This is a genomic window from Exiguobacterium sp. s78 (genome assembly GCF_018618985.1).
GTDB lineage: Bacteria > Bacillota > Bacilli > Exiguobacteriales > Exiguobacteriaceae > Exiguobacterium_A > Exiguobacterium_A abrahamii.
This window is the reverse complement of sequence record NZ_JACSNB010000001.1, coordinates 2,098,129-2,113,821: the sequence shown is the minus strand read 5'-3', so window position 1 is coordinate 2,113,821 and position 15,693 is coordinate 2,098,129. Positions and strand designations below refer to the sequence as shown.

12 protein-coding genes are annotated in these 15,693 nt (G+C 45.5%); 9 read left to right on the top strand and 3 right to left on the bottom strand.

From position 1 onward, the window contains the following. The first annotated feature begins 87 nt into the window (after positions 1-87). Positions 88-861 carry an enoyl-CoA hydratase/isomerase family protein gene (locus tag KNQ18_RS10940; protein ID WP_064300354.1) on the top strand — a complete coding sequence of 258 codons (774 nt, stop codon included), beginning with the start codon at positions 88-90 and terminating at the stop codon, positions 859-861. A gap of 57 nt (positions 862-918) precedes the next feature. Here KNQ18_RS10940 and KNQ18_RS10935 read toward each other — a convergent pair whose 3' ends face one another. After that, entirely contained in the window at positions 919-2,070 is a 1,152-nt protein-coding gene (locus tag KNQ18_RS10935) for a cation:proton antiporter (protein ID WP_214724389.1), read from the bottom strand. 138 nt (positions 2,071-2,208) lie between these two features. Next, positions 2,209-3,996, bottom strand: a complete 1,788-nt coding sequence (locus KNQ18_RS10930; RefSeq protein ID WP_215084754.1) for a glycoside hydrolase family 13 protein — start codon at positions 3,994-3,996, stop codon at positions 2,209-2,211. Positions 3,997-4,451: 455 nt separating this feature from the next. On the opposite strand from KNQ18_RS10930, the gene KNQ18_RS10925 reads away from it, so the two are divergent. The 7 genes from KNQ18_RS10925 to KNQ18_RS10895 all read left to right on the top strand — a co-directional run bounded on the left by KNQ18_RS10925 (position 4,452) and on the right by KNQ18_RS10895 (position 14,202). Continuing rightward, positions 4,452-5,708 carry an extracellular solute-binding protein gene (locus KNQ18_RS10925; protein WP_193749045.1) on the top strand — a complete coding sequence of 419 codons (1,257 nt, stop codon included), beginning with the start codon at positions 4,452-4,454 and terminating at the stop codon, positions 5,706-5,708. Positions 5,709-5,834: 126 nt separating this feature from the next. Beyond that, complete coding sequence (locus KNQ18_RS10920) at positions 5,835-7,190, top strand: carbohydrate ABC transporter permease (protein ID WP_050677685.1); 1,356 nt, start codon at positions 5,835-5,837, stop codon at positions 7,188-7,190. Position 7,191: 1 nt separating this feature from the next. Continuing rightward, positions 7,192-8,025: a sugar ABC transporter permease gene (locus KNQ18_RS10915; RefSeq protein WP_050677686.1), complete on the top strand. Its 834-nt coding sequence runs from the start codon at positions 7,192-7,194 to the stop codon at positions 8,023-8,025. Between the two features lie 22 nt (positions 8,026-8,047). Next, positions 8,048-9,571, top strand: coding sequence for an alpha-amylase family glycosyl hydrolase (locus tag KNQ18_RS10910; RefSeq protein ID WP_215084752.1), 1,524 nt, complete (start codon positions 8,048-8,050; stop codon positions 9,569-9,571). Positions 9,572-9,605: 34 nt separating this feature from the next. Then, positions 9,606-10,637: a LacI family DNA-binding transcriptional regulator gene (locus KNQ18_RS10905; RefSeq protein ID WP_035398727.1), complete on the top strand. Its 1,032-nt coding sequence runs from the start codon at positions 9,606-9,608 to the stop codon at positions 10,635-10,637. Positions 10,638-10,864: 227 nt separating this feature from the next. After that, on the top strand, positions 10,865-13,165 hold the full coding sequence (locus KNQ18_RS10900) for a glycoside hydrolase family 65 protein (RefSeq protein WP_215084750.1): 2,301 nt from the start codon (positions 10,865-10,867) through the stop codon (positions 13,163-13,165). A gap of 185 nt (positions 13,166-13,350) precedes the next feature. After that, positions 13,351-14,202: a YitT family protein gene (locus KNQ18_RS10895; protein ID WP_023467413.1), complete on the top strand. Its 852-nt coding sequence runs from the start codon at positions 13,351-13,353 to the stop codon at positions 14,200-14,202. Positions 14,203-14,462: 260 nt separating this feature from the next. Here the strand turns inward: KNQ18_RS10895 and KNQ18_RS10890 are convergent, their stop codons facing one another. Beyond that, the gene (locus KNQ18_RS10890; RefSeq protein ID WP_214768965.1) at positions 14,463-15,272 is read right to left on the bottom strand and encodes a Cof-type HAD-IIB family hydrolase; all 810 of its coding nucleotides are present in this window, start codon (positions 15,270-15,272) and stop codon (positions 14,463-14,465) included. 198 nt (positions 15,273-15,470) lie between these two features. Here KNQ18_RS10890 and KNQ18_RS10885 point away from each other — a divergent pair, with 198 nt between their 5' ends. Beyond that, positions 15,471-15,665, top strand: a complete 195-nt coding sequence (locus KNQ18_RS10885; protein WP_023467415.1) for a YjzD family protein — start codon at positions 15,471-15,473, stop codon at positions 15,663-15,665. Positions 15,666-15,693: the final 28 nt, after the last annotated feature.

Below are 15,693 nucleotides of genomic sequence, written 5' to 3'. Positions count from 1 at the left end.
AAAAAGAGATTTAAAAGGATTTTCATAAAATATCACGAATACATCATAATGAACAATCATTCATTTTTTTAAAGGTAGGGGAATCCGATGAAACGAGAAATGCATTATGTCGTCAAGGATCAAATTGCAACGCTAACGCTAGCTCGACCCAAACAACTGAATGCATTAACGTCGAATTTACTAGAGGAGTTGGCAGACGCTCTAGAAGAAGCGAATCAGGATGAGGAAGTACGTGTCATCGTCTTGACTGGTGAAGGACGTGGATTTTGTGCAGGGCAAGATTTGAAAACCGTCTCGCCTGAGCTCGATCATGGAGAATATCTACAACAGTATTATCATCCTGTCGTTCGGGCACTCGCTAAATCAAAAAAACCGACGATTGCTGCCATCAATGGTGTAGCGGCAGGTGCCGGTTTATCATTGACGCTTGCCTGTGATTTCCGGCTCGTCCACGCTGAAGCGAAATTGTCGCTCGGATTCATCAATATCGGTCTTGTCCCGGACGCAGGAGCTCCGTATTTCTTACCTCGACTAATCGGTGCAGCAAAAGCAACGGAGCTTGCGTTACTCGGTGACACGATTTCAGCAGACGAAGCCGTTTCGCTCAATCTTGCGACACGAAGTATCGAATCAGAGAAATTTGTAGAAGAGGTCACAGCGTTTGCTCGTCAGCTAGCAGATCGTCCGACAAAAGTGATCGGGTACATCAAGCAGCTGCAAGCAGCGAGTTATGAAAATAACTTGGAGGAAATGCTTGCTCAAGAAATCATCTATCAGTCACGTGCTGGAAAAACGGAAGACCATCGCCATGCTGTTGAATCCTTCATCGAAAAAAAACGCCCTGTTTTTGTCGGACGATGAATCGAGCATACTTTATAGAAGAAAGACGTCGGAAACGCACGATGCGCCGACGTCTTTTTAATTCAATTTCTTTTTGATTTTTCGTGCGGTCGCATGTGTACGGTTCGTCAATCCTGTAGAGATACGGAATAATAGAATTCCGAGAAAAGCAGAAACAAAAATGTATATCCCGGTCAACGTCACGAATGCACCACTAGCGAGCGTGATGAAAAGTATCGAAAATTCACCACGTGGACCCAGACAAAAGCCAGATTCGATCGCATGATAATTCGATAAACCAAAGGACCTTCCGCCGAGGTAACCGACTAAAAATTTAGAGACGACTCCCCAAATGACAAGAGCGAAGAAAAATAGATCAATCGGTAATCCGTCAGTCAATTCGAATGACATTCCGAATGTAATAAAGAACAATGGTAATAATAAGTCTTGGAATGGCGTGACTAGTCGTCTAAGATAACGCGTCTCATCCAGTTCGGTTAACAAAATACCGATGATGAAGGCACCAAGTACTTCGGATAGACCAAATAAGATTCCAATTCCAGAAAACAATAAGATCAAGCCGATGATTCCGATGCCGGCATCAGGATGTCGATAGAGGGAGTCGACTAACCGTCCACGTCTTCGGATAAACAACGTCATGATCATCAGAGCAATGAAGAAGAAGGCGAACCCGAGAAAGATGATGCTGATTTTGGCAACCGAGAACGTCTCAGTCCCTAAAACGAACGGGGCCGTCGTCAGTAGGATTGGTGCCATCAAATCTTCGAAGACGAGTAAGGACAGCACGAAGCGATTCACATCCTGATGTTTATCCGGTTCCCGATCGAGCAGCCGAGCAGAAATCGAAGAACTCGTCGCATACAAGACACAGCCAATCAAAAACGATTCGGCGACTGAAAAGCCAAACGATAGGGTCAATAGGATAGTCCCACCAAACGAAAGTAGAATATCAATGACTCCCGCTTTCCAAATGGAACGGAGCTGAATCAGCAAGTCCGCCACTGAAAATTTTAGACCGAGTAAAAAGAACAGGACGATGATGCCCGCTTCTCCCCCGAGTTTCAGCTCTTCGGGAGGGTCGTAATAGAATCCAAGGACGATTCCGATCAAGATGAAGGCGAGAATACTCGGGACGTGGAATCGTTCACTCAAGTAACTGATCGTAAATAAGCCGATGAGGATGAGACCGGCGTAAAAGAAAATTTCCATGGAGGATGTCCTCCTTTCTGTACCCTATACCCTAATTCGATGGCATTCATTAACTTGTTTCTCTCCTGAAGAACGGATACAGAAAAAGCCTGGACACAAACTTCTTTTTAGAAGGTGAGTGTACAGGCTTTTAGATAATTATAAGACTTGAACGATCGTTCCAGAATACGCAGGGAGAGAGACATCAAGTGTCTGCTGGTGCGTGTTCGTCAATAAATCAAGCCCCCGACCAGCTTGTGGAGCGGTCAACGAAACGGGAGCATCTGAATTGTTGAAGTAGATATAATATAATCCTTCCGGGCTCATGCGACGCATGATGATTGTATTCGTCTCATCATTCGCATGAACGAAAGAGATATGTCCTTTGTTCGCAAGCGTCTTATGCTGCTTTCGAAGCTGTAACAAATGTCGCGTATAGGCGAATAACTCCTGATCCTGCTCCTCTGGATTCCACGGCATGCATTTTCGGCAGCCTGGATCTTGATCGCCATCGAGACCGATTTCATCACCATAATAGATGACGGGACTACCTGAGAACGTCAACATCGATAACAAGAGAAGACGAAGCTTCTGTTTGTTATTGCCAGCGCGCGTCAACGCACGTGGTGTATCGTGTGAACCGATTAAATTAAAGGTCACTTCATTGACATTCATCGTGTTTGAGAACAATACATGCGACATATCATTCGCATATGAAGTTGCTTTAGTCTTATCTAAGGCAAAGAAGTTCAAGGCGGCATTCGTAAATGGATAGTTCATGACGGCGTCAAACTGGTCACCGAGCAACCATTCCTGTGAGTCATGCCAAATTTCACCAAGGATATACGCATCAGGATTGACTTCCTTGACGACTTGACGGAAATCACGCCAAAATGCGTGATCAACCTCGTTGGCGACGTCGAGTCGCCAGCCATCGATTCCGAATTCTTCGACCCAGTAGCGGGCGACATGGAGTAAGTATGACTTTACTTCATCGTTCTCGGTATTGAATTTCGGCATCTCAGGTACGAAAGCAAACGTATCGTAGTTCGGTAGCGGCTCGGTCACGAGTGGGAAATCGCGCAGATGGAACCATTCTTTATAGGTTGAACGACTACCATGTTCACGAATATCAGCGAATGCTTTGTGGTGGAAGCCGGCATGATTGAATACGGCATCTAGCATGATACGAATGCCGTGTGCGTGTAACAAATCGACCATTTCCTTGAATTTCTCTTTCGTACCGAACTGTGGATCAATTTCTAAGTAATCGATTGTGTCATATTTATGATTCGATTTCGCCAAGAAGATGGGGCAGAAGTAAATACCAGTGATACCAAGTTCAACGAGATAGTCGATGTGATCGATGACGCCTTGGAAATCTCCACCGAAAAGATTCGTCGTCGTTGGTGCTGTACTATTCCATGGAAGTGTACCAGCTGGATCATTCGTCGCATCGCCATTTGCGAAGCGATCTGGGAAGATTTGATACCAAACCGTATCCTGGACCCAATCTGGTGCAGTGAATACGTCGACTGCATTAAGGAAAGGAACGCAGAAATAGTAGCCTGTATCATCGAGCGGTTTTTCATCAAACCATCCACGTTCCGTGAATACATGACTCGTTGCACCGTCATGGAGACGGAAACCATATCGTAGACGACGGAAAGGAGGTACGACATCGATGAACCAATAATCGTATAACTCATCTGATCCACTTCGCTTCATCGGTGTTTCAAATGTATTCCAGTAGTTTGATTTTGAGGGATCGAAGTTCCAATCGGCAGCATCCGGGTTTTCAGTATGCCAATCGTATGGGTCGCCCCATATCAAATCGACGCGATCAACGTCATTTTTTTTCGTTTGTAAACGGATGTGGATTGTTCGCTCATCGTACTTATAGACGAATGGAGACATCGCACGGTGAAACACAGCTTCTTTGAACATGGCAGTCACTCCTTAACGCAATCGCTTGCATCGTATTGATTATGTCTTCGACCTAAGAATAGTAAAGCGCTTTCTTAAAGTCAATTCCAATCCCGTGAAATCAAGGATTCCTGATAAAAGTCGAGAGTATGATGCAATCGTTTGCATCATGTTGTGCAAACAATAAAAATGAAAACGTTTTCTTTTTGTTCGCTTATTCTTTTTAGCGTTTGATTCAAATAATGAAATCAAAAATAAAAAGTTTTTGAAATGTAAGAAAATAATTGAATAAAAGGACTTGTCAAAAGGATTTTAGATTGTATAATAAAAATGTAAAGGTGATGCAAACGTTTTCATAAAACGCTTACAACCACTCGGTTGTTATCATGAGAAAATGGTTGTGCCTTTATGCAAACGTTGTGCATTAAAACTTATCATTCATAAGTTAACTTGGGGAGGAAATTTCAATCATGGAAATGAAAAAATTCGTAGCAGGTCTCTCTGTATCTGTCATGGCAATCGGTGCGCTTGCAGCATGTGGCGGTGGATCGGATTCTGAATCATCATCTTCAGATTCGGGCAGTAAAAAACCAAGCAAGATCGTCATCTGGGAAGACACTGAAAAAGCTGAAACGACTAAAGCGGCAGCTAAAGCGTTCGAAGAAAAAGAAGGCGTCAAAGTTGAAGTTAAAGAAGTTAAGATGACAGATCAGCAGAAGAAAGTAGCACTTGACGGACCAGCAGGTAAAGGGCCGGATATCATGCTTCTTCCACACGACCAAATCGGTACAGTCGTTGACCAAGGCTTGATCGCGGAACTCAAGGATGGCGAAAAAGCACTTGAGCCATTCATCGATACAGCGAAATCAGCAGTAACGTTTGATGGTAAAGTCTACGGATATCCGAAAGCAGTTGAAACACCAATCCTCCTTTTCAATAAAGATGAATTAAAAGAAGCACCAGCTTCAATGGATGATCTGTACAAGATCTCAACAGAGCAAAAGAAAGACGGCAAATACGGATTCCTCGCGCTTTGGGATAACTTCTACTTCGCACACGGTCCAATCGGTGGATACGGTGGTTATGTCTTCAAAGACAACGGTGGCAAATTGGATCCAGCAGATATCGGCTTGAACAATGAAGGTGCTGTCGAAGGTATGGATTACATCGGCAAGTGGTACAAAGAAGGTCTCTTCCCGAAAGGTCTTATCGGTGGTGGCGGTGGTCAAGCACTTGATCAACTCTTCGGCGATAAAAAAGCTGTTGCTGTCATGAACGGTCCATGGGCAGTTGCGAGCTATAAAGAAAAAGGTATCAACCTCGGAGCTTCAGCACTTCCGAAACTTCCAAACGGTGAGCCGATCAAAACATTCGTTGGTGTAAAAACATACGCGATTTCAGCATACTCGGAAAATGCAGAGTGGGCTGAGAAGTTCTTGGCATCACTCACAGGTGAAGAAAACGCTAAAGCAATGTTCGAAAAATACAATGAAATCCCACCAGTTACTGCTCTTCAAGAAGATGCAGCAATCAAGGATAACGAAGTCGCAGCAGCAGTCTTCGCACAATCACAAAACGGTGTGCCAATGCCGAACATCGCTGAGATGGGTCAAGTTTGGGAACCAATGGCAGCAGCACTTCAGCTTGTTGCAACAAACAAACAAGACGCACAAAAATCAGCTGATGATGCTGTCAAACAAATCAAGCAACAAATCGAAGCTAACAATCAATAAGCGTAAATGGAACGCGTGAATCCATGAAAAAGAGATAAAGAGAGGGGGATCTTGGATTCCCCCTCATCTTTATGGTTGGAAGAGAAGCCTGAGGTCAGACATGACCTTTGGAAAGGAGAACGGACGATGGCTGCGATTGCAACACCACACCCGACGAATCCAACGCCTGAAAAAAAGACGAACCACCGCACGATTGCGGCGCTGATGTCAATCATTCCAGGAGTGGGACAACTATACAATAAACAATTCCTTAAAGGCGCGACATTTTTTGTCGTCGTACTATCATATTTTCTCGTCAACTTTGAACTGTTCTTCAAAGGAGCCGGAAATGGTCCTGGCGATCGCGGAGCGATCTGGGGCTTGATTACACTCGGTGAGGTACCAGGCGTAAGGGGGGATCACTCGATCTTTCTAATGGTCGAGGGCATCATTGCCTTGATTTTACTTGTCTTTGGTATCGCCATTTACGTCTGGAACTTTATCGATGCGTATCGAATCGGTAAGTTGCGCGACATGAACCTCGAAGTACCTTCCTTGAAGATGCAGCTACGGAACTTCCGCGATAATGGATTCCCGTACGCGATGTTGATTCCTTCATTAGTGCTTTTAGTGTTCACAGTCGTCTTACCGTTGATCTTTACTTTCTTGATTGCTTTTACGAACTATAAGTTCAACAACTCGCCTCCAGCGAAGTTGGTCGACTGGATTGGGATTCAAAACTTCTTGAATATCTTTACGGTTGATATTTTCCGCGATACGTTCGTCAGCGTTCTTGGTTGGACGCTTGTCTGGACCGTCGCTTCGACGACAGGTGTCATCGCGATCGGTATCGGACTGGCTGTCTTGCTGAACCAAAAAGGACTCAAAGGAAAACGGTTCTTCCGTTCCATCTTGATCCTGTCATGGGCAGTACCAGCCTTCATTACAATCTTGATCTTCCGCTCGATGTTCAATGAGACATTCGGTGTTTTCAATACGACGTTATTACCAGCGATCGGTCTTACTGACGGTGTCGACTGGATGACAGATCCGACGTATACGAAGCTTGCCTTGATCGGGATTCAGTGGTGGTTAGGTTTCCCATACATCATGACACTGACGACGGGGATCTTGCAGTCGATTCCGGAGGATCTCTATGAAGCTGCGACAATTGATGGTGCCACTTCAGGCGAAAAATTCCGCTTGATCACGTTGCCGATGATTTTGTTTGCAACGGCACCAATCTTGATTACGCAGTATACGTTCAACTTCAATAACTTCAATATCATCTATCTCTTCAACAACGGTGGACCGGCAGTACCAGGTCAATCGGCTGGTGGAACGGATATCTTGATTTCGTGGATTTACAAATTGTCGCTTGGCGCGAACCCGCAGTATGGATTTGCAGCAGCGATCACGCTTGTGTTGTCGTTCTTCATCATGACGATTGCCGTCATTCAGTTCAAGCGTTCAAAATCATTCAAAGATGAGGATATGATCTAATATGAGAAAACAAAACCGAATCAACATGGCGTTGTCATATCTCATTTTGACGATCGCCTCCATCATTATCGTTTATCCACTCCTTTGGGTTGTTGGGACTTCACTTAACCCAGGGAAAAGTATTACATCGGATATCTTTCCAAGTAATCCGACTTTGATTCACTACTTCGATTTGTTTGATCCATCAAAAACGGATTATGGCATGTGGTATTTAAACACAATCAAGATTGCCGTCATCACGATGGTCGTCTCTGTCGCGCTAATCACGTTAACAGGATACATTTTTTCACGCTATCGCTTCGTCGGTCGGAAAAATTCACTGATCTTGTTCCTCGTGTTGCAGATGGTACCGCAATTCGTTGCCATTATTGCGATTTATGTCTTGCTTAATATGTTAGAATTGTTTGATACGCATCTGGCGCTCATCCTACTCTACTCGGGTGGCGCGATTCCAATGAATACGTATCTTGCAAAAGGATATTTCGATACGATTCCAAAAGAACTCGATGAGGCGGCACGGATGGATGGTGCCGGTCACTTACGAATCTTCTGGCAAATCATCTTACCGCTCGCAAAACCGATGGTCGCCGTCATCGCGTTGTTCAACTTCATGGCACCATTCAACGACTTCATTTTAGCATCGCTCGTCCTGCGTTCTCCTGAGAAACAGACACTTGCGGTCGGGTTGTACAACATGGTGTCGGAGCAGTTCGACAATAACTTCACGTTATTTGCGGCAGGTGCCGTATTATCAGCAGTTCCAATCGTTCTTCTCTTCTTCGCATTCCAGCGCTTCTTCGTGTCTGGATTGACAGCAGGTGGAACAAAAGGATAATCATAAGGGGGAAATCAGCGGCATGAGACGAGGCATAATGCTTCTCCTCTTGCCGCTTCTCTTGTCTATCGGACTTCAGCCGATGACGGGTGAAGCAGCAGGTTGGGAAAAAGAACGAATGTATTTCATCATGGTGGACCGGTTCGAGAATGGCGATCCGAGTAATGATCGAGAGGCGGATCCTGAAAATCTAAAAGCGTTTCAAGGTGGTGATTTAGCAGGCGTGACGAAACGTCTCGATTACATCAAGGAAAAGGGATTCACGTCGATTTGGTTAACGCCGATCTTTAAGAACCGTCCGAATGGTTATCATGGATACTGGACGGATGATTATTACGAGATTGATCCGCACTTCGGAACAAAGGAAGAGTTTAAACGCCTCGTCAAGGAAGCTCATGACCGGGATATCAAGGTCGTCCTTGATCTTGTCGTCAATCATTTAGGACCAAATCATCCAATGGTGAAAGAAAAACCGGAGTGGTTCCATAAAAATCAACCAATCATGAACTGGAATAACCCGTCGGAAGTCGAAAATAACTGGCTGTTCGATTTACCGGACTTCAATACGGAAAATCCGAAAGTCATGGATTATTTAGTTGATGTCGCGAACTACTGGGTCGACGAAACGGGTATAGACGGATACCGGCTCGATACGGTTCGCCATGTGCCAGCCTCTTTTTGGGAAACGTTCATTCCAGCAGTCAAAGAAAAGCATCCGGACTTATTCTTGTTGGCTGAAGTATTCGATGGAGATCCGCGAAAAATCGCATCCTATTCAAAATTAGGTTTTGATTCCGTGACGAACTTCCCGTTTTATTATGGAGTCAAGGATCAGTTTGCCCGCAAAAATGGTTCCGCGGAAGAGCTCGATTCAGTTTATAATCGAGATACTACGTTTAATCCGAATGCCAAGGGACTTGCAACCTTCATTGATAATCATGATGTCAAACGCTTCATCACGGAAGCAAAGATTGGTGGAGCAGACGAAGAGGAACGGCAGCTTCGATTGGCGCTGTTTGCACTCTATGCTGCCCCGGGGATGCCGATCGTCTACCAAGGAACAGAGGTGGCGATGCCAGGTGGCGAGGATCCCGGAAACCGGATGATGATGACATTTGATCAAAACAAGAAGATGCAACAGTACGTAAAAACGTTGAACGAGATGCGTCAGGACTACCCAGCGTTTGCAACAGGGAAGCAACGCTTGATCGCAAAAACCGATCATATGGCAGTCTACTCACGGGAGACGAAACAACAACAAGTCGTTTACGCGATCAATCTTGGAGAAAAAAAGACGAGCTTACGCGTGTCTGCGAAAGAAATCGGTGATGACCAGCGTTTAAGAGGACTTTTATTCTCAGACTTGGTGCGTCAAGATGGTGACGCCTATGAGATCACGCTTGATGCAAATAGTGCGAACAGCTATGTCATCGAAAAGTCACAAGTCAACTGGTGGTCGATCATCGCCATTGGTGCGATTGCTCCGATTTTAGCGCTCATACTTCTTCTCGTTCACCGTAAACGCATGCAACGTCAAACAAAATAAAATACTTAACTAGGGGAAATGTGAGGTGAAGGGGATGCAGGTAACAATCAAGGATGTAGCACGGGAAGCGAATGTCGCACCCTCGACGGTATCACGCGTCATTGCGAATAGTTCACGCATCAGTCAAAAGACGAAGGAACGGGTGCGGCAGGCGATGGATGAGCTCGGATATTATCCGAACGTTCATGCTCGCAGTCTAGCGAATCGAACGACACAAGCGATCGGTCTCGTCATGCCAAGTGCTGCAACAAAAACGCTACAAAACCCGTTCTTTTCGGAAGTCATTCGAGGAATCAGTACAAAAGCGCATCAAAATGGATATTCGTTATATATGACGACAGGTGTCTCGGAAGAAGAAGTATATGAAGGTGTCGTCTCGATGGTTCAGGGCCGTCGTGTCGATGGTGTCGTCGTGCTGTATTCCCGCACGGATGACAAAGTCGTTCAATTTCTGCAGGATTCGAAGTTTCCGTTCGTCGTCGTCGGAAAACCATTCAGTGATTCATCACATGTCACGTATGTCGATACGGATAATTATCTAGCCGGTCGCGAAGTGACGAAGTACTTGCATCAACTTGGGCATGAGTGTATCGCATTCGTCGGAGGCGCACAGGACTTAGCTGTGACGCAAGAGCGTGTCGGGGGTTACAAGACGGCTCTCATGGAAGAGGGCATCCCGATTCAAGAATCCTACATCGTCAGTGCACCATTCATGACGACAGGAGGCGCCGAGGCAGTCAAACGACTGATGTCGCTTGAACATCCGCCGACGGCTGTCGTCGTCAGTGATGATATGATGGCACTTGGTGTCATGAGTACCCTGAATGAGATGGGGATCGGTGTGCCGGATCAAATGGCCGTCGTCAGTTTCAATAACTTGTTCATCGCAGAATTCTCAAGCCCACCGTTGACTTCTGTTGAAATCAACATTTTTGGACTTGGTTTTGAAGCGACGAATTGTTTGATTGAACAAATCAATGAAGATGCGACACCTTATGGGAAGCGCGTCATCGTCCCGCATTATCTCGTCGTCCGTCAGTCTTGTGGCGGAAAATCTGAAGCATGAAACGACAGTCTATTTTTAAGCCGATCGGTTTGAAAATAGACTTTTTTTGATTCAAATCGACGTCTATTTCTAGTAAAAGGAAGCGGTTGCAGAAAAAGAAATTTATTTTCGTGCAAACGATTGCATTGGTGCTTTTTATGTGTACAATAAAGAATGTATAGTATAGATGAAACGCTTACATGATCAGGGTGACCGACATGCGTAGCATAAAAAGGAGCGACTTGACGATGAAACGACTTTTTGAGGTCAATGAGTGGAAAATTACAGAGCTTGGTTTTCATCCAGAAGATAATCGATTGGCAGAATCGATGACATCGATCGGAAACGGTCATATGGGAATGCGCGGGACGTTTGAAGAAGAATACACAGGGGACACGCATCAAGGCATGTATGTCGCAGGTGTTTACTATCCGGATAAGACACGTGTCGGCTGGTGGAAAAACGGTTATCCGGAGTATTTCGCGAAAGTACTCAATGCTGTCAACATCATGGGCTTGAAAGTATCTGTCAACGGAAAAGCTGTTGATTTGAATACGTGGGAAGTCGTTGACTTCAAACGTGAACTTGATATGCAACATGGTGTGTTGACGCGGACGATGTTGTTGAAGCATGGAGAAGAAGAGATAAAAGTCGAATCCAAGCGTTTCTTCTCGATCGTCGATAAAGAAATCGCTGCCTTGCAATATACGGTGACACCTGTCAATTTTGAAGCAGAAATTGTCATTGAATCGTATCTCGATGCGGATGTTGAAAATGAAGACTCGAACTATGACGAGAAGTTCTGGCTTCCTGTCGAACACGGAATTGAAGAACGGTTCGGTTATGTCACATCAAAAACGAAAAAGCTCGATTGGCATGTGACGGCAGCGATGATCACGGATGTCGAAGGCGCACGGTGTGAGGTCGTCGATGGCAATACGCAGTACGTCGCGAATCGTTTCACGAAACAAGCCGCAGTAGGTGAGGGTGTCACAGTCGAAAAATTCGTCGCACTCGTAACGAATCGCGATCATGAAATCGATGCGCTACTGGAGCAAGCGATGAAACGTGTTCACGTCGCATTCGAATCAGGCTTTGAACCATTGCTTGCGACACATGAAGCAGCTTGGTTGCACCACTGGGAAGAAGCGGATGTGAAGATTGAAGGTGATGTCGAGGCACAGCAAGGGATTCGTTTCAACATCTTCCATATGTTCCAGACCTACACAGGTGAAGACTCACGCCTCAACATCGGACCAAAAGGATTCACGGGTGAGAAGTATGGTGGTGCGACGTATTGGGATACTGAAGCGTATTGCTTAAACTTCTACCTTGCGACGTCGAAACCGGAAGTTGCTTGGAATTTACTCAAGTATCGTCACAATCAATTACCGCAAGCGAAAGAAAATGCGGATAAGAATGTCGGAATGAAGGGTGCACTTTATCCGATGGTAACGATGAACGGAGAAGAGTGCCACAACGAGTGGGAAATCACACATGAAGAAATTCACAGGAACGGTGCAATCGCGCATGCGATTTATAACTACACGAACTACACGGGAGACACGTCGTACCTCGGACAATACGGATTTGAAGTGTTAGTCGAGATTTCCCGCTACTGGGCAAGCCGTGTCAATTACGTGCCGCACAAGGATGTCTATATGATTCTTGGCGTGACGGGACCGAATGAATATGAGAACAACGTCAACAATAACTGGTATACGAATCTGATTGCGGCATGGTGTCTCGAATATACGCAGACCGTCCACCGTCATTTGGCACAAGAAGAACCAGAACGTTTGCAAGAACTCATGCATCAATTAGCGTTGACGGATGAGGAGCTGGCAAAGTGGGCAGATATCGACGCGAAGATGTATTTTCCGAAAGATGAGGCAGCACCAGGAATCTTCATGCAACAAGATGGCTTCATGGATAAGGAACAAATCTTGGTCGCTGACCTCGATCCAAAACATCTCCCGCTAAACCAGAATTGGTCATGGGACCGGATCCTTCGCTCTGTCTTCATTAAACAAGCAGACGTCTTACAAGGTCTTTACTTCTTGACGGATCGCTTCAGTGTAGAAGAGAAAAAAGCGAACTTCGATTTCTATGAACCACGTACGGTTCACGAATCGTCATTATCACCATGTATCTACTCGATCATTGCGGCGGAAGTCGGTTATGAGGAAAAAGCGGTCGAACTGTACCAACGCTCAGCACGACTTGACCTCGATAACTACAACAATGATACGGAAGACGGGTTACACATCACGTCAATGGTTGGATCATGGATGTCGATCGTCCACGGATTCGCTGGATTACGGGTGGCGAACGATACGTTATCCTTCAAGCCGATGTTGCCAAAAGGCTGGACGAGCTATACGTTCCGGATGCAATGGCGCGGTCATCATATCCATGTCCATGTACAGCCAAATGCCGTCGAAATCGCCCAAACAGAAGGCGAAGCATTCAGCTTAAACGTTCATGGAACAACTGTTGAAGTTCCGGCAGGAGGACAGATTACAGTTCCTGCTTCGATGACAGTATAAGAGAAAAAAGAACCGATTTTTGAGTCGGTTCTTTTTTTGTGTGTAACAAGAAGCAGGACACCTTTGTCACAAATGAAAACGCCATCATGAAAAAGAACATCAATCTTTGGAAATCTTGACTATCCGACGACATTTGAATGTGCTAAAGTGTTTCAAGATAGTTATGAATGAGAGGAGAACGGCGTGTGACAGCAGTAGTAAAGGAAAGTATGTTAAAAGTGATCGTGGCTTCGATTGGGGGATTCGTCATTGCCGTTGCCATGAACTGGTTTTTGATTCCGAGTGGTGTCTATTCGACTGGATTTACAGGACTTGCCCAAATCCTGACGCAAGTCCTTCAAAATACAGCATTTGCGTTTGGTGAAAACGTCTGGTTCTTGGCGTTGAACATCCCTTTGATCGTGCTCGCATGGATCATGTTAGGTCGGAGTTTTACAATCATTACGTTGGTTTCGGTCTTGGCAACGACGATTTTCATTGGTCTTATTCCTCAATATGCTGTCATACCAGGTGATCAAACACTGAATGCAGTGTTTGGAGGGGTTTTGCTTGCGATCGGTACCGGTATCACGATTAAGTTCGGTGCTTCGACGGGTGGGTTTGATATCGTCGCCCTCATCTTTGCTCGTTTCTCCGATCGCAGTGTCGGCTTGTATCTGTTCGTCTTGAATTTCTTAATCGCATTATTAGCAGGAGCGTTGTTCGGTTGGTCGACTGCTTTATACACAATCGTCTTCATCTACGTGACGTCTAAGGTCGTCGATGAGATTCATACGAGCAATCAGCGTCTAACGATTTTCATCGTCACGAATCATGCGGATGACATCACGACGGCTTTGCATCAGCACATCATTCGAGGCATCACGCAAATTCCTTCGATTGGTACGTATTCTCGAGCTGAAAAAGCGACGTTGATGATGGTCATCGAGCGTCATGAATTACGGGACATTGAACGGATTTGCCGGGAAGCGGACGAGACGGTCTTCATCAACGTCGTCGCAACGGACTCGGTCGTCGGATACTTCCGAAAAGGATAATGAAAAGAGGCTGACACAAAAGTCAGCCTCTACAAAGATAAGGGTGGCAGAATGATGATCTGCCATCCTTATCTCGTAACAAAAAGAATGACGCGTCACACGCCACTCCTACAGGAACAAGCGCATTTATGCGCTGTCAGAGACGAACAAGACCCGCTTTCCTGCTTCAACGAAGCAAGAAAACTGGCTTGTGTCTCGCCTGAGGAAAGGGCGTGAAAAGACGCGTCATTCTTTTTTTGAGTCAGCCTCTTTATCTGTTTTCATGCGAGTCCAAGGACGTGTCTCAAGTAATACGCGATCCCGTCATCCTCATTTCGCTTCGTCGTGCCGTTTGCCAGATGCTTCAGCGCGGGGATGGCATTACCCATCGCGACACCATGTCCAGCATACTCGATCATCTCTAAATCGTTTTCCTCATCACCGAAAGCAATGATTTGTTTAGAGTTAATACCAAGGTGGTCGGCGATATGGGCAAGACCGACCGCTTTGCTTGTACCTTTTCGCATCACTTCGACCATGAATTCAGGCTTCACCCATTGACGATTGAGTACCGTCTCGGCATGGATACCAGATAGTTCGGAGCGGATCTCATCGACGTGTTCTCCTTTGGCATGAATCAAAAGAGATGTTGGTTCATGCATAAGCACCTTTCGTAAATCTCCGGTCGTGACGGATAAGGCATGGTCGGTATAGAATTCGTAAATGCCAACCGGGTCATATTGAAAATAGACATGATCCGTGACTTCGCAGACGATATTTTGTGTTTTCGTCTCAGCGACAGATTCTAAAATATGTTGAACAGTTTTTAATGGAATCGGATGATGCTGGACTTCGAAGTGGATATCTTGCGGGTGATGAACGAGACCACCGTTAAAATTAACGATCGGTGTCGTCAAACCGAGTTGTTCGTAATATTTCCTGGCGTGACGAAATGGTCGTCCGGTTGCAATGACGACTTCGTGACCGTTCGCACGCGCACGCTGGAGCGCAGCGATGTTCGCAGCGCTGATTGTCTTATCATCTTTTAAAAGGGTGCCGTCGAGATCGACAGCGATTAAGTGACGGGTCATGATGAAATCCTCCGCTTTCTTTTCGTTAATTCTACTGTAGCATATGAAGCGATTGTCCTTCGTATGAAACGATTAAGTTTTTCAAGGAAAAGAAAGCGCTTGAAAAAATTAGAGAAAAGCTGTTGCTTGGATTAAAAAATGGTATACTACAAATCGTAGGATAACTCTATAGTACGTTATGGAAACGGAGGGGAAATCATGCGTTTTCTCGTTACATTCTTTTGGTCATTCTTACTCGTGAACACGGCTGTGTTCATCGTATCGGCAGTTGATGCAGTAACGTATAGCTTCGGATTCGCGACAGCTATGTCTGTCGTCACTTCACTTGTCGTCTTCGCACTCGATGCCGTCAATGAAGATTTAGGTCTTGGTCAAGGGACTAAGGCAGAATAAGGAAAAGCGAGATGTCGTCACTTGGGCG